Origin of the sequence: Gordonia liuliyuniae, from assembly GCF_021739025.1 — a bacterium.
GTDB classification, from domain to species: domain Bacteria; phylum Actinomycetota; class Actinomycetes; order Mycobacteriales; family Mycobacteriaceae; genus Gordonia; species Gordonia liuliyuniae.
In genome coordinates this window covers 349,525-372,987 of the sequence record NZ_JAKKOT010000007.1, presented here as the reverse complement: position 1 = coordinate 372,987, position 23,463 = coordinate 349,525, and the positions used below count along the sequence as shown (strand labels likewise).

The 23,463-nt window shown below is 66.5% G+C and carries 14 protein-coding genes and 1 tRNA gene; 9 read left to right on the top strand and 6 right to left on the bottom strand.

Annotated features, from left to right (window positions below):
• Positions 1-18 precede the first annotated feature (18 nt).
• Together L5G28_RS17025 and L5G28_RS17020 are read right to left on the bottom strand one after the other, a co-directional pair.
• Positions 19-897 carry an RNA polymerase sigma-70 factor gene (locus tag L5G28_RS17025; protein ID WP_237002556.1) on the bottom strand — a complete coding sequence of 293 codons (879 nt, stop codon included), beginning with the start codon at positions 895-897 and terminating at the stop codon, positions 19-21.
• Positions 894-1,934: an NAD(P)/FAD-dependent oxidoreductase gene (locus tag L5G28_RS17020; RefSeq protein ID WP_237002555.1), complete on the bottom strand. Its 1,041-nt coding sequence runs from the start codon at positions 1,932-1,934 to the stop codon at positions 894-896. Before L5G28_RS17020 ends, L5G28_RS17025 begins: the two co-directional genes overlap by 4 nt.
• Before the next feature lie 764 nt (positions 1,935-2,698).
• Here L5G28_RS17020 and L5G28_RS17015 point away from each other — a divergent pair.
• From L5G28_RS17015 to L5G28_RS16990, 6 genes are all read left to right on the top strand, one after another.
• On the top strand, positions 2,699-3,835 hold the full coding sequence (locus tag L5G28_RS17015) for a tyrosine-type recombinase/integrase (protein WP_237002554.1): 1,137 nt from the start codon (positions 2,699-2,701) through the stop codon (positions 3,833-3,835).
• Between the two features lie 425 nt (positions 3,836-4,260).
• Positions 4,261-4,434 (top strand): helix-turn-helix transcriptional regulator, encoded by a 174-nt coding sequence (locus L5G28_RS17010; protein WP_237002553.1) that lies wholly within the window; start codon positions 4,261-4,263, stop codon positions 4,432-4,434.
• A 269-nt stretch (positions 4,435-4,703) separates the two neighbouring features.
• Positions 4,704-5,819, top strand: coding sequence for a DUF3631 domain-containing protein (locus L5G28_RS17005; protein ID WP_237002552.1), 1,116 nt, complete (start codon positions 4,704-4,706; stop codon positions 5,817-5,819).
• A 316-nt stretch (positions 5,820-6,135) separates the two neighbouring features.
• Positions 6,136-6,468: a hypothetical protein gene (locus L5G28_RS17000; RefSeq protein ID WP_237002551.1), complete on the top strand. Its 333-nt coding sequence runs from the start codon at positions 6,136-6,138 to the stop codon at positions 6,466-6,468.
• Positions 6,465-7,091, top strand: coding sequence for a hypothetical protein (locus L5G28_RS16995; protein ID WP_237002550.1), 627 nt, complete (start codon positions 6,465-6,467; stop codon positions 7,089-7,091). Before L5G28_RS17000 ends, L5G28_RS16995 begins: the two co-directional genes overlap by 4 nt.
• A 194-nt stretch (positions 7,092-7,285) precedes the next feature.
• Complete coding sequence (locus L5G28_RS16990) at positions 7,286-8,956, top strand: TerD family protein (RefSeq protein WP_237002549.1); 1,671 nt, start codon at positions 7,286-7,288, stop codon at positions 8,954-8,956.
• A gap of 181 nt (positions 8,957-9,137) precedes the next feature.
• Here the strand turns inward: L5G28_RS16990 and L5G28_RS16985 are convergent.
• The 4 genes from L5G28_RS16985 to L5G28_RS16970 form a co-directional block, all read right to left on the bottom strand.
• Positions 9,138-9,210: transfer RNA gene (locus L5G28_RS16985), tRNA-Arg, on the bottom strand.
• 67 nt (positions 9,211-9,277) lie between these two features.
• On the bottom strand, positions 9,278-11,875 hold the full coding sequence (locus L5G28_RS16980) for an AAA family ATPase (protein WP_237002548.1): 2,598 nt from the start codon (positions 11,873-11,875) through the stop codon (positions 9,278-9,280).
• The gene (locus tag L5G28_RS16975) at positions 11,872-13,152 is read right to left on the bottom strand and encodes a metallophosphoesterase family protein (RefSeq protein WP_237002547.1); all 1,281 of its coding nucleotides are present in this window, start codon (positions 13,150-13,152) and stop codon (positions 11,872-11,874) included. Before L5G28_RS16975 ends, L5G28_RS16980 begins: the two co-directional genes overlap by 4 nt.
• A gap of 160 nt (positions 13,153-13,312) precedes the next feature.
• Positions 13,313-14,770 (bottom strand): DHA2 family efflux MFS transporter permease subunit, encoded by a 1,458-nt coding sequence (locus tag L5G28_RS16970; RefSeq protein ID WP_237002546.1) that lies wholly within the window; start codon positions 14,768-14,770, stop codon positions 13,313-13,315.
• A 243-nt stretch (positions 14,771-15,013) separates the two neighbouring features.
• On the opposite strand from L5G28_RS16970, the gene L5G28_RS16965 reads away from it, so the two are divergent.
• From L5G28_RS16965 to L5G28_RS16955, 3 genes are all read left to right on the top strand, one after another.
• Entirely contained in the window at positions 15,014-15,799 is a 786-nt protein-coding gene (locus L5G28_RS16965) for a hypothetical protein (protein ID WP_237002545.1), read from the top strand.
• A gap of 53 nt (positions 15,800-15,852) precedes the next feature.
• Entirely contained in the window at positions 15,853-19,551 is a 3,699-nt protein-coding gene (locus L5G28_RS16960; protein WP_308191989.1) for an ABC transporter ATP-binding protein, read from the top strand.
• A 152-nt stretch (positions 19,552-19,703) separates the two neighbouring features.
• Positions 19,704-23,432, top strand: coding sequence for a multifunctional oxoglutarate decarboxylase/oxoglutarate dehydrogenase thiamine pyrophosphate-binding subunit/dihydrolipoyllysine-residue succinyltransferase subunit (locus tag L5G28_RS16955; RefSeq protein WP_237002544.1), 3,729 nt, complete (start codon positions 19,704-19,706; stop codon positions 23,430-23,432).
• The last annotated feature ends 31 nt before the right edge of the window (positions 23,433-23,463 follow it).

The window sequence follows — 23,463 nt, the reverse complement described above, 5'->3', positions numbered from 1 at the left end:
TAAAGGTGCTGGCGCGAATCACACGTTCAGTCGCCCCAACTTCTCCGGATTCCGGATCGTGTATACGGCGGTGACCTGCTCGCCGACGACTTCGACGCACGTGACGTTGTCGACGACGCCGTCGATGGACACGATGACGGCGGGCATCGAGTTGACGACAGTCGCCCGGAACCCGAGTTCGCCGAGCTGTGTCCCCTTGGCGAAGAGGCCGGCGATCATGCGTGCGACGTGATCGGCGCCCTCCACCGGTCGACGTGCCGCCGAGACGACGCCGCCGCCGTCGCCGAGGTAGACCACGCCCGGGGCGAGGACATCCATCAGCCCCTGGATGTCGCCGGTCACCGCGCTCATCAAGAAGCGTTCGGCAACGGACTGTGCTTGCGGCGGATCAGCGACCGCCGCGGATCGTCTAGCCCGCACGTGGTTTCGAGCCCGATGCGCCACCTGGCGGACCGCACTCTCGGACTTGTCGACGGCCGTCGCAATCTCGCGGTAGTCGAAGTCGAACACCTCGCGAAGCACGAAGACGGCCCGCTCCGTCGGCGTGAGCGATTCCAACACGAGGAGCATCGCAGTGGTGACGGCTTCGCCCGTGAGTACATGGTCGAGTCCGTCATTGACGGGCTCTTCCAACGGCTCGGGCAACCAGGGGCCCACATAGTCTTCACGGCGTCGCCCCGCCGAGCGTGCCGCGTTCAACGCCTGGCGGGTGACGATCCGAGCGAGGTAGGCGCGCGGATTCTCGATCGTCTCGTGGTCGACGTCGCGCCACCGGATCCAGCTCTCGGACACCGCGTCCTCAGCGTCGGCGATCGATCCGAGGATCTCATAGGCGATCGAGAACAACAGCGCCCGGTGGGTCACGAAGTCGTCAGGCGCGTCGTGCTGCCCGGTCACTTCGGCCCGGGGAACGACGCCGCTCGTCCGGTGCGCGCAGACCAGAGTGCGCCTCGGCAGACTCGTTCCTTGAAGTACGCGGCGGGTCGGCCGCCGAACCAGATTCGGGTCGGGACGTCGTTACGGTGTGCGCCTTGGATGACGCCGTTCGAGCGGCCCAGCGACACATTCTGTCCGACGAACGACATCGAGAACGGCTTGCCTGTCCTGCCCGTCAGATCCCGTACGAGGTTGTCGGCGGCGGCCGCGCCCTGCGGGAGGGCCGCCTGGCAGCTCAACCGCGCGCCGGGGACGGCTGCGCTGTCGCCGACCGCGTACACGTTCGGGTTGCTGGTGCTGCGCAAGCAGGCGTCGACGGCGACCCGGCCTGCCGCGTCGGTCGCGAGTCCGCTGCGCGCGGCGAGACCATCGGCCTGGCCCGCGACAGCCCACAGGGTCAGGGCGGCTGGCTCTTCGGGCGTCCACTCGCCGGTGACGACGTCGACTCCGAGATCGCGCAGCACGTCGAGGACGCGCCTGCGGGCGCGGCTGCTGAGCGATGCGCCGAACTCGTCGCTGACGATACGAACAGTCAGGTCGGGCCGTTCGGTGACGACCTCGGACGCGGCCTCCAGTCCGGTGAGTCCTCCGCCGACGACGGTCACCGTCGCCCCAGCGTCGAGCTCGACCAATTTCGCGTGGGCCGCGCGCGCCGCGTCGAGACCACCGACCGCGTACGTGCCCTCGGGCGCGTGATTAGAGCTACCGACCGCGTAGACGAGCTTGTCGTACTCGAGCGATTGGGCGTCCGCCATGGTGAGGACACCATCGCCGACCTTCTCGATCGCTGCGATGCGCAGTTCGATCCGGTCGTCGAGGACCTCCCGCAGCGACCGCGTCGCGGTGCCGCTGCCCGCGATCAACTCGTGCAGGCGGACACGTTCGACGAACTCCGAGCTCGGGTTCACGACGGTGATCTGCGCATCGGTTAGCTTGCGCGCCAAACGGTTCGCCGCAACGGTTCCCGCGTATCCGGCTCCTGCAACCACGATCTTCACTGTGTCCTCCTGACCTTTGTCCATCCTTGCATTCATAGGACACCGGCCGGGGGCGGCTTGTGACAGACGGATTCGAGCGCCCGCCGTGGCGATTCGTCGCCGGGCTTCGCGGAGCGACGTCCACGCGCGGGGGGATCGCCGCACCAGTTCGGGGCATTCGACCGCGGCGGCGTCGCCGCCGAGTTCGACGTTCCAGCCCAGTTCGAGGTCACGTCGATGACTTATCCGAACACAGATGCGACGCGTGGCCTCGGCCGCTGATGGATCACGTCGACTGAAGTCCACGTCCGCCAGCGTCATGGGGACGACCACCGGACAGTCGGCCTCCCGGCAGACCTGGAACGCGCGCAAACCGACACCGCTCAGTGGCGGCATCTCCGTGGCGAGGTCGCAGGCGCTCAGCGGTGTTGGTTTGCGAGAAGCCGACGGACGGTGAGCGACGATATGGCGACACCTGTTTACGCATAGGGTCTACCCACTTCGTTCGCTCAACCAGCGGAAAGGAAGTTCGCTCGACTAGCACGATCGAGCGGAACGCAATGGGCACATCGTCCCGAGTACCGGAGTAAAACCGCTCTGACCTGTGATTTCGTTGTGCCCCCCGTAGGATTCGAACCTACGGTCAACTGTCTGGTCGATTCGGTTTCTACCTGCGTGTTCTGTCCATCGTTGCAGGTAGTTGAATGATAGCCGATGTGCCATAATTGGCCTAGAACGGACACGTTGTGCCAGTCCACTGGCACACAACTGGCACGGGGAGCGGCATGGCAAAGCGACGATTCGGCAACGTCCGGCAACTCAAACACGGCTCCGGCCGGTGGCAGGCCCGTTACCTTGGCCCCGATATGCGCGAGCACCGAGGGCCGCGTACGTGGAAATCAGAGGATGACGCGATCGGTTGGCTGCGCTCCGAGGAACGTCTCATCGAACTGGACATGTGGCGGGCACCCGAGGAACGTGAGGGGGCCGAGCAGGCTCGCGCAATGTCGGTCGCTGAGTACTCGGCACGGTGGATCGAACAACGAAGCCTTAAGCCGTCCACCCGGTCGCAGTACAGCAGCTATCACCGGAACCACATAGCCGACAGTCGTCTCGGCGCTATGCTCGTCGGCACGGTCGAACTCGCCGACGTGCGCGGCTGGTACGCCGAGTTGCAAGCGAATCTGCCGAGCATGTCAGACGGCACTACACGTAATGCGCGCGTGTACGCGTACCTGCGGACAGTTCTCGCGTCGGCGGTCGATGACAAGCTGCTAGTCGAGAATCCGTGCCGTATCCGTGGCGCAGGCGCTACTAAACGTCAGCGGGCTATCGACGTGCCGACCCCAGCCGAGGTCACCCGCCTGTCGGCAGCCATGCCCGAACGTCTCGCGCTGCTCCCCCTCATCGCTGCGTGGTGTGCGCTTCGTCGTGGTGAGCTACTTGGCTTGCGCCGCTGCGATATTGCCAGTGACGGCAGCACGATCACTGTTCGCCAGGCGGTCACGTTCGTGGACCGTGAAGCCGTGGTCGGATCGCCCAAGAACGACAGGCAGCGCACGGTCACTGTGCCCCCGCATATCCGCGAGTTGATTACCGAGCATGTGCGTGTTCACGCGTCACCTGGTCGACAGGGCCTGTTGTTCGCTCGGCGGCCGGGAGGCAGTGACGTGCTCACCGATGGTCAGCTACGGCATTACTGGGAGTCGGCCCGTAAGGCTGTCGGAGTCGAGCACCTACGGATTCATGGGCTGCGCCATGCTGGGAGCGTGTGGGCTGCGTCGGCGGGCGCTACGGTGCCTGAGTTGCAGCAGCGTCTAGGGCACGAGTCGTCGGCCGCTGCGCTGCGGTACATGCACGCGGCTAACGGCGCTGATGCTGCTATCGCGGACAGACTGAGCGCGATCGCCGAAGGCCTGTAACCGGCCCCGGCAGACGGCCACGAACGTTTCATTCACTGCACCGTCCACCCCGGTCCCAAATCGGCTATTATTGGTCCCAGCGGGAGAGTTGTCACCGCATCCACTATGCCGCCGACCGTGGTCGCCTCATCGCGCACTGTCTGAGCACGCTAATCGCTGAGTCCGATGACGCTGACTTATGAATGAATGTCTTTCGCCGCGAGTATGGGTACAGTTATCCCCATCGGGATGATTGTGTCCACCACAGGAAGATTCGGCGTAACGACGTCGCCGGTGAGTGAGCGTGACAGCGCCGCCACTCTAAAGCCACCGCTATTAGTTCTGCCATAACCCATATCCGAGGCTAAGCCTCACACCACCCAAGAAAGGCCGATGACGCACCCGCGTCGTCGGCCTTTTTCGTGTCCCCAGAAAGGCCACCAAACATGTCACTTCCCCGCGTCTATTCGATCGCCGAGCTAGCCGAGGCAGCCGGTTGTAGCACTAAAACCGTGCGCCGCCGAATCTCGGACGGCACCCTGCCCGCATTCAAGATCGGCGGGCGCTCTATCCGAATCCGCGAGGCCGACGCGCTATCGCTACTCGACCCGAACGCCTGACCAAACCCACGACCCCGGCTAGCCGGGAGGACGGCACTACCTATGCCTAATTCAATCAGACGGCGCATTGCTGCTGCGCAGCGTCTCACACCCATCGCGTGTCCACGCTGCGACGCCTGGTTGCGTGATCCACTCGGGCATATCTGCCCTGACCGAATCCTGTACCCAACCGTCACAGACTGCGGATGCGCAGAAGCGGACCAGGGCATCCACCGTAACGAGACCTGCCAGCTACTCGGCACGATGACGCCGAGGTTCGGGTGGCTGTGATGAACGCAGACTATTCCGAACTGTTCAACGGCATCGAATCGTGGTTCGCGCGATTCATCTCCGTTCCAGACGAGGCAGATCTATCGCTACTCACACTGTGGACCGTGCACACGCACCTAGCGGAAGAGTGCTACACGTCGCCACGGCTGCTCATTGATTCGACTATGCCGGGTAGCGGGAAAACAACGGTACTCGACCACCTCTCGAGGCTCGCCCACCACCCAGTTCAGGCCGCATCCCTGTCATCGCCTGCCTTACTGACGCGTCTACTCGACAAAGGCGTACGCACCATTCTGATCGACGAGGCCGACAGAAGCTTAGCTCCCGACAAACAAGGTGTCGGTGACCTCATCGCGGTCCTGAATAGCGGATACAGGCGGGGCGCGAGCCGACCCGTACTCGTCCCCGGCGAAGGCGGCACGTGGATCGATAAGGAAATGTCTACGTTTGCGCCCGTGGCAATGGCGGGCAACTCACCGAAGATTCCAGAGGACACCCGATCTAGGTGCATTCGCGTACTGCTAATGCCCGACTTGGAAGGTGTCGCGGAAGACTCAGACTGGGAGCTGCTCGAAGACGAGGCCGGTCTACTACGTGATCAGATCGTCGACTTCGCCGACTCTGTGCGCGACGACATTCGCGGTATGGCTGTCGACCTCCCAGACGGGTGCATGGGGCGCAGCAAGGAAAGGTGGAGACCGTTGAAGCGGGTAGCTGTAGCAGCAGGCGGCCACTGGCCGAACATTGCTGACGAACTGATCCAGCGGAACATGGCCGAGGACGAGGCGTACCGCGACGCTGGCCTAGTCGCCGACCCGCCCGGCATGGTGCTGCTACGTGACCTGAGCGCCGTGTGGCCCGACGGTGAACCGTTCGTGACGACTGACTCCCTCGTCTCCCAGTTGATCGCACACAACCCGCAATATTGGGGGGCTGCCTCCGCCTATGGTCGATCGCTCACCGCTAAGCGGCTCGCTTCGCTCGTCGCACAGGCATCGAAGGTGACCAGCATTCGCCCAGGTGGGAGGGGAAAACGAGGGTATAGCGCGGCCCATCTGACCCCGATCTGGCTGCGTCTCGGGATACCTCTCTACGGAAGTGGTGCACCCGGTTAACGCTGAGCATCCGGTGCATTTGTGCGCCAGGTGCACAGGGTTAACCGGGTGCACCACATACGTAGAGAGGTACCAGCCCACCCGGTACCCGACCACCAATTAGGAGCAAAACAATGTCAATCACGCTCGGCCGCACACGCTTTCGCACCCCGGCCACAGCCACCAAAACAAACGATCGCAGACACCCGATCTGCGTCCGACTCGGCGGCGGAATGAGTTGGTATCTGAGCACGACCGACGCTATCGACCTCGCAAACCAAATCGCCGACGCAGTCGAGGCACAACCGACACACGCAGAACAGAACGGGACCACCGAATGACCTACAGCAGCAAAGACGTTCACCGCGTCACGCAAACCGCAGACCTGAACTCACGCGACTTCGTGCCGCTTGGCTTCGTCGCCAATGACGGCACCTACCGCTTCCCAGACGGCACACGCCTGCCCGCGTCGGGAGGTATCACCTACCCCGACGGCCGACACGTCAACGGGACGGCACAAGTCATCGTCGGCCGCGACGGGCGGCTCAACATCGGCGGTTACCTCCGCGACGCATCCGACCCGGCAGCGGACGAGGCGAACGGCCGTCACCACGTAGACGGCGCGCTGCAGGACGAATACGACTCAACCCAGAACAGGACCAAAGCATGAGCAAGCTGACCGACCACACCCGACAGACGCTCGACGTTATCGCGGCCCACAGCGACGCACTGCGTGCGATCGATACCGACGACAACGTGAGTGAGTCGTGGCGTGAAAAGCTACGCGTCGACGCGCTCGACGCGCACCGTCGAGAACTCGACGACGCCCGAACACGCGCCCGATCGATCCACTCAGACCAGACGTGGGCAGCGCACGGCCTGCGCCCGCAACTCGACGCCGACAGTCCGGCCGCGCTGATCCGCAGCGAGCAAGCGTGGAACAACGTCGTGCGCCCACTTCTCGACACAGGCGTGTCCCTCTCCGAAGCGCTCGCGGGGGCCGGTGTCGACGCCGCGCTAGGTGCCGAACGATTCGCTGCGGTCCACGTTGCGATCACACTGCCAGACCGCAGTATCGACACTGCACGCTCGATCGTCGCTGAGTCAGTCGGTGCCGCGTTCGTCGCTGCAGAGGCCGACCCCGCTAAGGCAGCGGTCCTACAGGATGCGCTCGACGCCGACGCCCAACTCGCCACGTTCGACTACGCGGTCGATCGCGCCGAGGCAGGCGACACACTGGCCGCCGCGCTGGCCGCTCACGCGCCCACAGACGGCACGGACGCACCCGAATAGCTAGACGGGCCGCGCAGTGCGTGTGGGACGTCCCAGACGGCTCCGCGCGTGCGCGCAAGACGAGCAGGCCCGTACCAATCTGGTGCGGGGCCTGCTTCCGCGTCTGGCTCGTCCGCTCCCCCAACGCCCTTTGCCCTGCCCGTCACGCTCCTGACTCCACCTATTCAGTGGGAGCGGCGCATAAAGTTCAGGTCATGACCGAATTGACGCCGACAGACCTGGCCGCTGGCGCGAACACCCCGTTGGCGCGCGCCGCAGTGTCCGTGACCCTAGCCCCCGTCGGTACCGCCTCATCGCCCGACGTTCAGGCACTGCTGATCGGTTCCTCCGGCCGAGTCCGGGGTGATTTCGACTTCGTGTTCTACAACGCCCCCCGCCACCGGTCCGGGACCGTGCAGATCAGCACCTCGGAGCGAATCGCAACCGTAGCGGTTGACCTCCCACGAATCGAAGATGACGTTGAACGCATCGTCATTTGCCAGTCGTTCGACCACCCCGTGGAGTCAGCGGGGACCCGATTCCTAGCGACCGGTATCCAGAACGACCGAGAGGTTCTACGATTCGGCGGTGAGTTCGCCATCGGACTTTCTGCCCTTATGGTCGGCGAGTTCTATCGTCGCGCTGGCGGCTGGAAGTTCCGCGCCATTGGACAGGGCTGGTCCTCTGGTCTAGCAGGGTTGGCAGGTGAGTTCGGCGTCGCTGTTGACGCGGACGACTCTCCCGCTCTGGAACTGGCGAACGGTGCCCCGACCGCGAGCACCGTGCCCTCGACTGTGTCTCAACCTGCCCCTGCGTCATACCGCAGTGACGTGAAGGCCGATTGGTACCGCGATCCTCGCGACCCCACTCTGATTCGGTGGTGGGACTCCCGAGCCTGGACGGAACACGCTCGCCCCGTCCATACCGTTCCCGGGACGTGCCCGCGGTGTGGACAGCGCTTACGAAAGCGCCTCTTCGCCCGCGATCTGCCCTCGTGTCGACACTGTGAGCCTCAGATCAGACACTTCATGAATGAGTGGACTCATAGCCTCGCTCGGGTCTTGGCCGACCACGGCGCGAACAGCGATCAGTGGCACCAGATGTGGGATCGGCTCCGCTTCGAGCAAGTGCCCGAAAGGCTCGGACAAGAGGCGGCGTCGGCGGTCGGCCTTTCATTTCTCGAACGGTATGTCACGTTCGCGTTCGCGGACGGCGAGATCGAGGAGAACGAACTCGCCGACTTCTACCAGCATCGACGCGAGTTGAGCCTGCCGCCCAGTAGCCAACTAACGGCCCTGCAGCACCGCATCGAACGAGGCCGCGAGATCACCAAGGTAATGGAAGGCGACTTGCCGCACGTCAATCCGGCTGACATTCATCTTGATTCGAGTGAAATCTTGTACCTCGACCTGCATGCCACTCAGATCCGAATACTCGCTCGCGGACCCAAGATGTCGCCGGGTCGACTCCTCGTTTCGAACAAGAACATTCGGTTCATCGGCGCGGCTGGCGAGCAACTCAACTGGAACAAGGTCGTCAGGGTTCATGTCGAGCACTCGCAGGTCGTAATCTCCAGCACGACTACACGCGGCAGCAGCATGTACCAAGTTCATGATGCGCCCTACGTGGGCGCAGTCGTCGAGGGCGCGCTACGTGTGGCAAAACGAAGGGTACTTATCCCCGGCAAGCGTGATTCCCGGTCGATCAGTCCCCATGTCAGGTCCGCCGTGTACCAGCGGTGTGGGGGGAAGTGCGTCGAGTGCGGCAGCGCGGAATACCTCGAATTCGACCACATCCTCCCACTCAGCCTTGGCGGCGCAACCAGCGAGGCGAATCTACAATTGCTTTGTCGCGCATGCAATCTCCGCAAGGGAAATCGCATCTAGTTGCCGTTACTAGGAACCAGGTCTTGGAGATTCGTTCGGGACGCGGCACTCAGCAGCTGACAGTGAAGGGGTCATGCCACACCGGAGCGGCCGCAATCTTTGACCGTGATATCTGGCACACAACTGGCACAGCACATGGGGTGCATTTTAGAAAACACACTCTGACCTGCTGTTATAACTGTGCCCCCCGTAGGATTCGAACCTACGACCTTCTGCTCCGGAGGCAGACGCTCTATCCCCTGAGCTAGGGGGGCGGATCAAGCGAAAGCAACATTAGCGCACCGTGGTTCGTGTACCCAACACCGGGGCGCGGCGCACGTGTCAGACAGCGACCAGCGTGGCGTCGTCGACGCCGCGATATCGATCGGGGGTGCAGGTCAGGACGATGATCTGTGAGCTGGGCCCAGCCGTGCCGATCACCGTCGACATCGACGCGAGGCGCTTCGGATCGGTGTAGCCGAGCGCATCGTCGAGGATCACCGGGACACCGTCGGCCTCGTCGACGAGCGACGCGCACGCCAGCCTCGCGAGGAGCCCGAGCTGTTCGCGAGCACCGCCGGACAGCGCCGCGACATCGACGGTGACGCCGTCGAGGGTCCGCGACGCGATCTGGAAATCGTCGCCGACGGAGAACCGCACGCCGTCGCCGAACACCGGTGCGGCGAGCTCTTCGAGGCGACGCGCGAACGGGTCGATGTAGCGGGACCGCGACTCAGACCGCTTGCGCTGCAACGTCTCATGAAGCACGCGCGCGCCCTCGGCGCGCTCGCTGACGCGCTGGACGGTGGTCTGGGCCGCCTCGTTCTCGGCGACGGCGTCCGACAGCTCGTCGAGACGGCCGTCGTTGCGGCACACCTCGATTCGCGTGGACAGTTCCGCCTGCAGCTTCCGCTGCTGTGCCAGGCGTGCACGGGTGCGGTCGAGCGCGGCCTCCGCCTCGTCGTATTTCGCTCGGACCCCGGCCGCGTCGACGCGGGCCGCCTCGCCCGCTGTCTTCGCCTCGGCCTCCATCGCCTGAGTCAATTCCGCTTCGGCTGCGATGACGGCTGCCGCCAATGCGTCGTCGGACGCATCGGCTTCGGCTGCCGCGATCTGCTGCCGAAGCGAGGCAGCCGCGACCCGGGCGTTCTCACCGGACGTCTCCCACGCTTGCGCGCGACTGCGCTCCTCCCGCTCACGATGGACCTCGGCGTCCCACCCGCGCTGAGCCTGCGCCGCAGCCGCTGCGAGCTCCCGCTCCTTGGCGCGCAGCGCCGCGACATCCTCGGCGCCCTCCACGGGCGCGGGATCGCTGTCGGGGATTCGCGCCGCGATCTCGGCGCGGATCGTCGTGAGACCGTCGGCGTCGCGCCCCGACAGTTCACGCTGCAGCCGCCGCTCGGCTTCGGCTGCCGCCCGCACCAGCTCGGTCCGGCGGGCCGCGGCGGCCGCCACGTCCGCGAGCCCGTCCACGCCGCACCGCGCGACGAGCTCGTCTCCGAGCGCGGTGAGCCGGGCCAGATCGTCGGCGAGCACTTGGGCGTTCGCGCCCGGAACCACTCGGACACGCACCGACGACGACTCGATCGTCGTCGACGCGGTGATCCGCAACGTCTGTTCACCGTCGACAGCGGCGCCGTCGACGTCGACGTCGCCGGCGAGCGGGGTCACGACGACTGTCGCCGCCCCCGACTCGAGCCGCGCGGTGGCGGCAGCGATGTCTCGATCGATCTCGGTTGCGCGCGCGGCGTCGTCCGCGGTCGCGTGCACCTCTGCGGCGGCACGACGCGCCTCGTCGATTTCGCTGCGCATCCGCGCCACCTCGGCGATCGTGGCGTCGAGCTCCGTCAGACGACGCCGGTCCACCGCGACGCGCTCCGCCGTCTCGGCGTATTCGATCCACGCGCGCACATCGTCGAGATCGCGCTGGGCGGCGACGATTCGTTCGGCCACCGACGCGGCCTTCTCGCCGGCAGCGGCAGCCGCACCGCGCGCGGCCTGCACCGCCGTGCTCGTCGACGCGATCTCCGACTCGAAATGGCCGAGCCGCGAGCGCACGTCTGCCCGCTCGCGCACCGCCGACCGCGCGGCCTGCACACTCAGCTCGTGGCGAGCGACGACGGCCTTCGCCGCGGTGAGCCGGTCGCTCACCGCGTCGGCTTCGGCGACCTGTGCGGCGAGCGTCGACACCTCCACCCGCTGGCGCGACTCCTCGCTCATCGCGTCGTCGATCGCTTGCACCACGCCGGGAAGACCGTCGGCGGCCTCCTGCACCGATGCGAGGAGGCGCTCACGTTCGGCGACCGCGGCCGCCGCGGTCGCCGCCGCCTTCTGCGCCTGCAACAACTCACCACTGGCGCGCCCCTGCGCCTGGGTGAAGTACCGCAGATACTCCTTGGTCACCGCGGCCACGAGGTCTTGCGACTGCGCGCTGTCGGCGCCTGCGTCGTCGACCTCGCCCGCCGCACGATCCAGCGCCCGCGACAACGCGGAACTGTCCGTGAGGTCACCCAGCTCCGGGTCGGACGACTGCAGCAGCCGAAGCGCCCGGTACAGCGTGCTGTCGAGGGACGCACCGAGAATCTGCTCGACCCGTTCGTGTGCGGGACGGCCGGTGAGTTGCTCGGGCGCGGGTTCGACGATCGTCAACGCCGTCTCCGGCGATCTGTTGAATCGCTTGAAGTACTCGAAACGATAAGGGCCGCAACTGATCTCGGCGAACACCTCACTGCCGACGTCGCGACCGGACGGCTGGACCGCGCGCACCTGCGACTTCGAGCTGTTCGCTCGCGTCGTCAACAGGAGGTCGAGTGCTTCGACCATCGACGATTTACCTGCCTCGTTCTCGCCTTCGATGACCGTGACGCCACTGTCGGCGAACACGATCTCACGCTCAGCGATCCCGCGGAAGTCCGCAACGCGCAGCCGGTGGAGCCTCACCGGGTGCTCCCGGCGAGACGGTAGAGCAGTGACAGCGCCGACCGAGCCGCCGCCGCATCGTCGTCTCCGGTACCCGCACGCTCCTGGAGTTCTTCCGCGGCCTGCGCCGCGTACCCCTGCAGGTCGAGCCCGTCGAGATCAGCAGCGTCCGAGACAACCGTCAGATCATGTCTGCGGTCCCAGGTCTTGACCGCCGCGAAACGGTCGGACGCCTCCTCGAGCAGACGGTCGAGGGCGACGTTCTCCGACACGGTCAACGTCCCGACCAACGCGAGCTGCACCACGGTACGCGGTTTGTCGGTCAGCGCGGCCAAGCGCGCGCGCAGCCGTTCCACGTCGGCAGCACCGTCCATGTCCTGGGTGAGCGTGTGGAACGACCACTGCCCCACCTTGTGCCTGCGGACGTCCACCGACGACGCCGCGCCACGCCGCAGCGTCACCTCCAGCACATGCCCGGGCTCGGTCTCGACGTTGTCGAACGCCGTCACCTCGGGCGCACCTGAATACCAGACACGCCCCGACTCGCCGACCGACGTCACCGAGTGCCGGTCGCCGAGCGCGACGTAGTCGACGAGTTGATCGGCCGTCGCCGCGTCGAGACCTGCACTACGCACGATCGACGGATCGGGATTCGGACTCAATGAATCCATCCCACCGTGGCCGACGACGATTCGGATGTCGTCGGAGTGCGGCAGATCGCCGAGTTGGTCGGCGATCAGATCCGACGTCGGATGCTTCGAATGCCACGGAGCAGCGACGATGCTGACACCGTCGCGCACGCGGACGACGCCGGGCTGGTCGAGGACGCGGACGTTGTCCGGGCACGCGTCGACGAACGCCGCCGACCGGTAGACGCTGGTCGCGTCGAGCGGGTCGTGATTGCCCGGCAACAGGTACACCGGCACCGGATAGTCGCCCAGCGCGTCGAGGGTCCGTCGGATGATCCGGGTGGACACTCGCGGGTCGTCGAACACGTCGCCGCACACCACGACGAACTCGGCGCCGGTCTCCGCCGCGACCTCACCGATCCGCACGACAGCGGCGTCGCGCGCCGCCGCATACGTGTGCTGCGCCTCGCCGGTCAGGAACCGTCGCGTCATGCCCAGCTGCCAGTCGGCCGTGTGCAGGAAGGTGATCTCGGGGTCGGTCGACGGCGCAGGCGGCGCCTCGGGCGCAAGAGGCTGGGGCGCAACGGGTCGCGGTGCAACGGGCGCGGCGGGAGCGTCCGGCACATCGAACAGCGACAGTGGCTCCATCTCGAACAACGGCTCGGTCATCGTGACCCCCTTCCCACACCTGGAATCGAACTCGCACCGATACTACGATCCGGGTCCGACAAACTCGGTCCCGGCACGCGGAGGCGAGAGACCTCGACGAGAAGCTCCGGCGGATTCCGCTCCGGAAACGAACAGAAGCCTCGACCCGCGCGCAGCGGCGCTATTCGGCGCGCTGGTGAGACGGACGCTTGAGGAAGAGGGCGCAGAGGAAGCCGATGAAGAGGAGGGCGGCGCCGAGGTAGATCGCCTGGCCCATCGAGTCGGCGAAGCCGTCACGCGCGATGTCGGGGATCTGCGAACTGTCGCTGTGGTCGAAGTCTGCGCCGGGCAGGTTCGCCGCGAGTCGCGACGTCATGAGCGCACCGATCGCGGACGCACCGATCACCGAACCGACCACGCGCGTCGTGTTGTAGACGCCAGCACCGGCTCCGGCCTGATGCCACGGCAGGTCTCGGGTCGCGGTCGCGGCCAACGGCGCCCAGATGCCTGCGCTGGAGACACCCATCAAGATCGTCGGCAACAGCAGGAGCCACACCGGTGTCTCGGGAGTCATGATGACGCCGAGCCAGAACATGGCGACCGCGTAACCGAGCAGACCCGACGCGACGATCACGGTGGGGTGGACACGGTCGAGGACACGACCGACGACCGGTGCGAGGGCACCTGTCATCACGGCCATCGGCACCATCACCAATGCCGACCGAGTCGGCGACATCCCGCCGACCAGCTGCAGGTAGAACATGATCGGAATCATCGAACCCGACACGGCGAAGCCGACCGTCGCGATACCGACGTTGCTCAACGTGAAGTTCCGGTTGCGGAACAGGCTGAGCGGGACCAGCGGTTCGCCGCGCATCGTGGACTGCCAGACGACGAACAGCGCGAGGAACACGAGACCGCCCGCGACCAGCGCCCAGATCCACCCGGCCCAGTCGTAGCTCTCCCCCTCCTGGATGCCGAACACCACAGCAGTCAGACCGACCGCGGACAGTGCGACACCGATCCAGTCGAACTTGTGGTCGTGGGTCTCCACGTTCGGGACCAGCGTCTGCGCGAGAACCAAGCCGACGACGCCGACCGGCAGGTTGACGAAGAAGATCCACTCCCACCCGAGCCCGTCGGTCAGGATGCCTCCGAGGAGTGGACCGACGGCGGTCGCGACACCGGCGACGGTGCCCCAGACGCCCATCGCGGCGCCACGCCGTTCCGGCGGGAAGATGCGCGTGATCAACGCCATCGTCTGAGGGGTGATGAGCGCGGCGCCGACGCCCTGCAGACCGCGGGCGGCGATCAATTCGCCGATCGACCCCGACAGGCCACACCACAGGCTCGCGAGGGTGAACACCACCAGGCCGGCCTGGTACACCTTCTTCGGACCGATCTTGTCGCCGAGGCGGCCGGTGATCAGGAGCGGCACCGCGTACGTCAAGAGGTAGGCGCTCGTCACCCAGACGATGCCCGTGACGCTCGCGTCGAGCGACGCTTTGATCTGCGGCTGCGCGACGGCGACGATCGTCATGTCGACGAGGATCATGAAGAACCCGACACACAACGCGAACAACGCCTGCCAGGGTTTGTCGGAGACCGGCTTGAATGTCGATCCACTCACAACTGACATATCCGGCGACCCCTGCCTGGCGACTTCGAACGGCTGTCTGGCGACTGTGAACGACGTGAACCTTAACACCGTTCACCGACCGGAACGCTGTGTCGCGCACCACCAAACGCGCTGGTCGACGCGCGCTTTCGCGGCCGGGAATAATGGAGGACGCAAACCGTTGCACCGAGGTGGTTCCCACGAGCCGCCGGTGCTGTACGCACCGATCGGGAGAGAACCGATCGGGAGAGGACGGAGACACGCGTGTTCGGATCGAAGAAGTCCACACAGCTCGATACTCAGACCAGCCTCCCGGCGGACGTCGCATCGCAGACGTCCGGCCGCTCCTCTGGGCTGGTCATCACGACGCTCGTCGACAGGGCGCAGCGTCTGCAACAGCCCGCGGTGGCCCGCTACGTCGCGAACATTCGACGGCGGCATCCGGACGAGTCGCCCGAGCAGATCATCCGACGGCTCGAACGGCACTACCTGACCACGGTCACCGCATCCGGCGGCGCGGTCGGCGCCGCGGCCGCCGTTCCGGGCGTCGGTACCGTCACCGCACTCGGCGCGATGTCCGCCGAGACCGTCTTCTTCATCGAGGCGTCGGCGCTCCTGGCACTCGCGATCGCCGACGTCCACGGCATCGCGCCGACCCAGCACGATCGTCGTCGCGCACTCGTCCTCGCCGTCGCACTGGGCGAGGAGGGCGTCGGAATCATCGGCAAGACACTGGGCAAGAGCAACAAGAACGCGATCGCACAGCTCGGCGTGCCCGGCATCCCGGGCGCGAACCTGGCGACCATCAACAAGGCTCTCACCAACCGGTTCGTCAAGAAGTTCACGATCGGCAAGGCTCCCGTCATGTTCGGCAAGGTACTGCCGGGCGGCATCGGCGCGGTGATCGGCGGCGTCGGCAACCGAGCACTCGGCACGGCGGTCATCCGCAACGCGCGCAACGCGTTCGGACAACCGCCCAGGCGGTGGCTCACCGTCATCGACGGCGCCGTCGACGGGACTGTCATCGCCCCGATCGAAGGGGTCAACTGAACCGGCGCGGCTGGATAGCCAGCCTCGTCGCACAGTGCTTCGCCCGCCGGTCGGTGGCGATCGCAACGATCGTCACAACGCTGGGCGCAGTCGCCGTCGACTTGATCGCACCACTTCTGGTGCGCGCAGCCGTCGACCTCGCGACCGGCGAACCGACCGCGCCGGACGTCACGCTGACCGTCATCGTGAGCGCTCTGGTCGTGGCGGCATTCCTTCGTTACGCCTGCCAGTTCGGGCGGCGCATGAGCGCGGGCGCGCTCGCCGTCTCGGTACAGGATCGCCTCCGCCGCAACCTCCTCGACACTCTTCTGCACCTCGACGGCCGCTCACGCGACGAGATCCGCACCGGTCAGATCGTGTCCCGCTCGATCTCCGATCTCCAGATCGTGCAGGGCTTGCTGGCGATGTCCCCGCTGGCGCTCGGTGGTGCCGTACAAGCCGTCCTGGCCTTCGGGGTGATGGCGTGGTTGTCACCGCTGCTGACTGCGGTCGCGGTCGCCGTCGTCCCCCTCCTCGCGCTGCTCGTCTACGCGAGCAGACGTCGGCTCTTCGCCGCCACCTGGTCCGCGCAACAGGCCGCAGCCGACGTCGCAGGCCACGTCGAAGAGACCGTCACCGGAGTCCGCGTCGTGAAAGGCTTCGGGCAGGAGGACCGCGTCACCGACCGGCTGGCCGCGCTGAGCGCCCGCCTCTTCCGCGAGAAGCTGCGCACGGCCAAACTCAGCGCGTTCTTCACTCCGACGATGACGTCGATCCCGCAACTCGGGATGGTCCTGGTGATCGGACTCGGCGGCTGGCTCACCCTGCGCGGGACCATCACCGCAGGTACCTTCCTCGCGTTCTCCACCTACCTCGCGACAATGACCGGTCTGGCGCGCGTGCTCACCAACCTCGTCGTGAACGCGCAGCTCGCCAAGGCGTCGGTCACCCGTGTCTACGACGTGATTTCACATCCGCGCGATACGGCGTTCGAGTCGGCCGTGACCGCACCCGACGGGCCGCTCGGCATCGACTTCGACGACGTCGGATTCGCCTACGACGACACGCCCGTCCTCGACGGCCTCGACCTCTCGATCGCGCCAGGTGAATGCGTCGCCGTCATCGGCGGCCCCGGATCGGGCAAGTCGACGCTCGCCCACCTGCTCGCGGGCGTGTACCGGCCGTCCACCGGGTCGGTGTCGCTAACCGGCGCATCGGGCCGGGCCGAGATCGGCGACCTACACCCCGATGCCCTCGCCGACGCTCTCGCCGTAGTGGACGACGAACCGTTCCTCTATTCGGACACCATCGCCGCCAACATCGCCCTCGGGCCCGAACCGGAGTCGCCCGCCGACCGGCAGGCTGTCGAATCCGCGGCGCGCGCCGCTGCAGCCGACTTCGCCACCGCCCTCGACAACGGCTTCGACTCGACAGTCGGCGAACGCGGCCTCACCCTGTCCGGCGGCCAGCGTCAACGCGTCGCGCTGGCCCGCGCCCTCCACGCCGACACCCGCGTCCTGGTCCTCGACGACGCGACGTCCGCCGTCGACGCGCTCACCGAGTCACGGATTCTGCGCCGTCTGCGCGACGACGGCGCCACCATGCTCGTGCTCGCGCACCGATCGTCGACGCTCACGATCGCGGACCGGGTCGCGGTCCTGCAGGACGGGCGCATCACCGACATCGGCACCGCCGACGAACTGGCGGCGCGCAGCACCGAGTTCAACCGGTTGATGTCCCCCGCGGGCCCCGAGGCCGCCCCGCACCTCGAATTGGACCGGCAGCTCGCCCTGTCGGTCGACCAGCTGTGGCCCGGTGGAGCCGTCCCGGCGTCCGGCGGCCGCCGCGTCGGCGAACCGCCGGTCTCCGCCGCGGTCGGACGGCGTTCCGCGGGCGGCCCGATGTCGGGGGCGCTCGGGGCGATGCCCGCCACCCCCGAGATCGAAGCGGCCGTCGCGGCACTTCCGCCTGCCGACGAGTCCCCGCACGTCGACGAGGCCGCCGCGCGAGCCGAACGCCCGACGTTCGGACTCGCACAGATCCTTCGGCCGGTCCGCGTACTGCTGATCGCGTTGATCGGCACGATCGCCGTCGACACCCTCGTCGGCCTCGCCTTCCCGTCCATCGCACGACACGTGCTCGACGCCGACAGCACCGACGTCATCATCACGGCGACCGGTGTCGGCATCGCTCTCGTCGCGCTCGCGTGGGTCGCCGGACGGATCAACACAATCGTCGCCGCCCGCGCGGGCGAACGCGTCCTCTACTCGCTACGCATCCGCAGTTACGCGCACCTGCAGCGGCTGGGTCTCGACTACTACGAGCGCGAACTGTCCGGCCGCATCATGACGCGTATGACGACGGACGTCGATGCCCTGTCGGGATTTCTGCAGACCGGCCTGTCGTCCGCGGTCGTCGCTCTCCTCACCCTGGTCGGGGTCCTCGCCGCCCTGGTGATCACCGACTGGGAGGTGGCGCTCGCAATCCTCCCGATCTTCCCGGTGCTGGCGGTGGCCACCGTCTGGTTCCGGCGCGTCTCGTCGGCCGCGTACACCCGCACCAGAGAACTCGTCTCCGCGGTGAACGCCGACTTCCAGGAGAACATCGCAGGATTGTCGACCACGCGCGGTTACCACCACATCCCGGTGGCGGTCGCCGCATTCGGCGAGCGATCGCAGGCCTGGTACCGCGCCCGGATGGCCTCGCAGCGGGCCGTCGCCTCGTACTTCCCGTTCATCCAGTTCTGTGCCGACCTCGCGACCGCGGTCGCCGTCGGCGTGGGCGCCCACCAGATCGCATCCGGACAACTGCAGCCGGGCACGCTCGTCGCGTTCGTCCTCTACCTGGCGATGCTGTTCGGCCCGGTGCAGCAATTGACGACGGTGTTCGACAGCTACCAGCAGGCCGCGGTCGGGTTGCGTCGAATCCGCGATCTGCTCACCACGAAGACATCGATCGTCGCCGCCGACAATGCACAGGCGGACGCCGACACGCGCACCGGGTTCGACGGCGCGGTAGCGCTCGAGCACGTCGGTTTCCGCTACCGCGGCGCCGCCGACGATGCACTCGCCGACATCGACCTCCAGGTGCCGCCGGGCAGCTCGCTCGCACTCGTCGGTGCGACCGGTGCAGGCAAGTCGACGATTGTGAAACTCCTCGCCCGCTTCTACGACCCGACGTCCGGGCACGTCCGCATGGACGGCCGCGACTTGCGCGAGATCCCACTCGCCCGGTATCGCTCGCGTCTGGGTGTGGTCCCGCAGGAGCCCCACCTGTTCGCAGGCGACGTCGCCGACAACATCGCGTTCGGTCAGCCGGATGCGAGCCGCGAGCAGATCGCCGACGCTGCGCGGCGAGTCGGCGCCGCGACGATGATCGCGGCCCTGCCCGGCGGCATGGCGCACACCGTGTCCGAACGCGGGCGCAGCCTGTCTTCCGGTCAACGCCAGCTCATCGCGTTGGCGCGCGCCGAACTCGTCGAACCCGATCTGATCCTCCTCGACGAGGCGACGGCCACGCTCGATCAGGCCACTGAAGCCCAGGTCCTCGCGGCAGGCGACGCCCTTGCGAGACGGCGGACCAGCGTCATCGTCGCCCACCGGCTCGGCACCGCTTCGCGTGCCGACGCGATCGCCGTCGTCGACGCCGGCCGGATCGTCGAATACGGGGATCACGACAGCCTGTACGAGGCGAACGGACCGTATCGCCGCCTCTGGGATGCGGGCCTGTCAGCAGACGCCGACCCGGCCGAACCTATGATCTCAAGCACATGAGAGTGACCTGCCCCTCCATCCTCACCTGAACGCGGCGACGAACGACACAGCCGCGTAGTCTGGTTAATTGGCTGGCGTTTGCGACCACAAGCCGCACTCGATCAGCCAGGTGACACGACAAAGCACTGGGTGAATTGAGGCGAGACAACGCTGTGAGCAGTTCGATTTCTGAGTCCGACTACGGACAGAACGAATGGCTGGTCGAGGAAATGTACCAGCGGTTCAAGACCGATCCCTCCTCTGTGGATCCGAGCTGGCATGAAGTACTGAAAAACTACAGTCCGACCAACGGCAGCGCGCCGGCATCACCCCCGGCCGCGTCCGCAGCCACCCCCGCGGCACCGGCGACCGCAGCGCCCGGCACCCCGATCGTCGCCCCCAAGCAGGCCGTCACGCTCGACACCGAACCCTCGCGCACTCCGTCGCCGACCTCGGCTCGGACGACGACCGAGGCCGCAGCCACCAAGGCCGCGTCGGGCACCAGCCGGTCGACTGCCGCCGCGAAATCTCAGAGCGAGCCGGCCGAAGACGAAGCGAAGGTCTTGCGCGGCCCGTCCGCCGCGATCGTCCGCAACATGACGTCGTCGTTGGAGATCCCGACCGCGACGAGCGTGCGCGCGATCCCCGCGAAGGCGATGATCGACAACCGAATCGTCGTCAACAACCATCTGGCCCGCACCCGCGGCGGCAAGATCAGCTTCACCCACATTCTCGGCTACGCGATCGTCCAGGCGGTCAAGGCGTTCCCGAACATGAACCGACACTTCGGCGTCATCGACGGCAAGCCGAACGTGATCACGCCCGCGCACACGAACCTCGGTCTAGCGATCGACCTGCCGGGCAAGAACGGTGCCCGCACGCTCGTCGTCGCCGCGATCAAGAACTGCGACACCCTCGACTTCGCCGGCTTCGTCGCCGCATACGAGGACATCGTCCGCCGTGCACGCGACGGCAAGCTCGGCGCCGCAGACTTCGCAGGCGTCACGATCTCGCTGACCAACCCTGGCACCATCGGCACCGTGCACTCGGTGCCGCGTCTGATGCCGAGCCAGGGCGCGATCATCGGTGCGGGCGCGATGGAGTACCCGGCCGAGTTCCAGGGCGCAAGCGACGAGCAGCTCGCCGAGATGGGCATCGGCAAGCTGATGACCCTGACCTCGACGTACGATCACCGGATCATCCAGGGCGCGGAGTCGGGCGACTTCCTGCGCACCATCCACAACCTGCTGCTCGACGACGCGTTCTACGACGAGATCTTCACGTCGATGCACGTCCCGTACGAGCCCATCCGCTGGCGTCGCGACCTGCCCGCGGGCATCGTCGACAAGAACACGCGCGTCCTCGAGCTGATCGCCGCCTACCGCAGTCGCGGTCACCTCATGGCCGACACCGATCCGCTCGCGATGGACTCCGACGCTCGCGCGTCCCACCCCGACCTGGACGTCCTCAACTACAACCTGACCCTGTGGGATCTCGACCGCACGTTCACCGTCGGCGGCTTCCACGGCCAGGACAAGATGAAGTTGCGCGACGTCCTGTCGGTGCTGCGTGACGCCTACTGCCGTCACATCGGCGTCGAGTACACGCACATCCTCGATCCCGAGCAGCAGCGCTGGATGCAGGAACGCGTCGAGATCAAGCACGTCAAGCCGCCGGTCGCCGAGCAGAAGTACATTCTGAGCAAGCTCAACGCCGCTGAGGCCTTCGAGACGTTCCTGGCCACCAAGTACGTCGGTCAGAAGCGCTTCTCGCTGGAAGGCGCCGAGACTGTCATCCCGATGATGGACTCGGTCATCGACCGGTCCGCCGACCACAACGTGCAGGAAGTCGTCATCGGCATGCCGCACCGCGGCCGCCTCAACGTCCTCGCCAACATCGTCGGCAAGCCGTACTCGAAGATCTTCACCGAGTTCGAGGGCAACCTCGGCCAGGCCCAGACCCACGGTTCCGGCGACGTCAAGTACCACTTGGGCGCCGAGGGCACCTACTACCAGATGTTCGGCGACAACGAGATCAACGTCTCGCTGACCGCGAACCCGAGCCACCTCGAAGCAGTCGACCCGGTTCTGGAAGGCATCGTCCGCGCCAAGCAGGATCTGCTCGACGAGTCGCAGCAGTTCAAGATCCTCCCGCTCATGCTGCACGGCGACGCCGCGTTCGCCGGCCAGGGCGTGGTGGCCGAGACGCTCAACATGTCGATGCTGAACGGCTACCGCACCGGCGGCACCATCCACATCGTCGTCAACAACCAGGTCGGTTTCACCACCGCCCCCGAGTACTCGCGGTCGACGCAGTACTGCACCGACGTCGCCAAGATGATCGGCGCACCCGTGCTGCACGTCAACGGTGACGACCCGGAAGCCTGCGTGTGGGCCGCCAAGCTCGCCGTCGACTACCGCGAGGCGTTCAACCGCGACGTCGTCATCGACCTCGTCTGCTACCGCCGCCGCGGCCACAACGAGGGCGACGACCCGTCGATGACCCAGCCGGCCATGTACGACGTGATCGACAACATTCGCAGCGTCCGCAAGAGCTACACCGAAGCTCTGATCGGCCGTGGTGACATCTCCACCAAGGAGGCCGAGGATGCGCTGCGCGACTACCAGGGCCAGCTGGAGCGCGTGTTCGTCGAAGTCAAGGAGCTTGATCGGTTCACGCCGGAGGCTTCGCCCTCCGTCGAGGGCGAGCAGACGCTCCGCACCAAGCTCGTCACCGCCGTTCCTCAGAACCGCCTGCAGGAGATCGGGGACGCGTTCGTCAACCTGCCGGACGGCTTCGCCGCCCACCAGCGCGTCAAGCCGGTCATCAAGCGTCGCCGCGAGATGACGACCAAGGGCGACGTCGACTGGTCGTTCGCCGAGCTGATGGCGTTCGGTTCGCTCGTCCAGGAGGGGACCACTGTCCGCCTGTCGGGCCAGGACTCACGCCGCGGCACGTTCACGCAGCGCCACTCGGTGCTCATCGACCGGGACAACGGCTCGGAGTACACGCCGCTGAATCACCTGGGCGACGACGCGACCGGCCGTTTCCTCGTGTACGACTCACCGCTGTCGGAGTTCGCGGTCCTCGGCTTCGAGTACGGCTACGCCGTCGCGAACCCGGACGCGCTCGTCCTGTGGGAGGCGCAGTTCGGCGACTTCGTCAACGGTGCGCAGTCGATCATCGACGAGTTCATCAGTTCGGGCGAGGCCAAGTGGGGTCAGCGCAGCGACGTCGTCCTGCTGCTGCCGCACGGCCACGAGGGCCAGGGGCCCGACCACACGTCGGGCCGTATCGAGCGTTTCCTGCAGCTGTGCGCCGAGGGTTCGATGACTGTCGCACTTCCGTCGACGCCCGCGAGCTACTTCCACCTGCTGCGTCGCCACGTCCACGACGGCATCAGCCGTCCATTGGTGGTGTTCACGCCGAAGTCGATGCTGCGCAACAAGGCAGTGGTCTCCCCGATCGAGGACTTCACCGAGGGCAAGTTCCAGTCGGTCATCGACGACCCGCATTTCGCGAAGGACGGCGCCGACCGCGCAGCTGTCAAGCGGGTCCTGCTGGTAAGCGGCAAGTTGTACTACGAGTTGGCCGCGCAGCGGGAGAAGGGTGGCCGAGACGACGTCGCGATCGTCCGCGTCGAGCAGCTGTACCCGGTCCCGCACCACCGTCTGGCGCGCACACTGGAGCAGTACCCGAATGCGACCGACTTCGCGTGGGTCCAGGAAGAGCCCGCCAACCAGGGTCCGTGGCCGTTCCTCGGCCTGTGGCTGCCTGAACTGGTCCCCGCTCTGCGAAATCTTCGTCGCATCTCGCGTCGCCCGATGTCCGCGCCGTCGTCGGGCATGAGCAAGGTGCACGCCGTCGAGCAGGCGGAGATCGTCGACGCCGCGTTCGAGTAGGCCGATACCCGAGAAGAGCCCGGGCTCTCCG

Coding starts and splice junctions, on each gene's coding strand:
- L5G28_RS16975 (WP_237002547.1), bottom strand. CDS start 13,152: ATGACCGAGCCGTTGTTCGAGATGGAGCCACTGTCGCTGTTCGATGTG.
- L5G28_RS17005 (WP_237002552.1), top strand. CDS start 4,704: ATGAACGCAGACTATTCCGAACTGTTCAACGGCATCGAATCGTGGTTC.
- L5G28_RS16995 (WP_237002550.1), top strand. CDS start 6,465: ATGAGCAAGCTGACCGACCACACCCGACAGACGCTCGACGTTATCGCG.
- L5G28_RS17000 (WP_237002551.1), top strand. CDS start 6,136: ATGACCTACAGCAGCAAAGACGTTCACCGCGTCACGCAAACCGCAGAC.
- L5G28_RS17015 (WP_237002554.1), top strand. CDS start 2,699: ATGGCAAAGCGACGATTCGGCAACGTCCGGCAACTCAAACACGGCTCC.
- L5G28_RS16990 (WP_237002549.1), top strand. CDS start 7,286: ATGACCGAATTGACGCCGACAGACCTGGCCGCTGGCGCGAACACCCCG.
- L5G28_RS16970 (WP_237002546.1), bottom strand. CDS start 14,770: ATGTCAGTTGTGAGTGGATCGACATTCAAGCCGGTCTCCGACAAACCC.
- L5G28_RS17010 (WP_237002553.1), top strand. CDS start 4,261: ATGTCACTTCCCCGCGTCTATTCGATCGCCGAGCTAGCCGAGGCAGCC.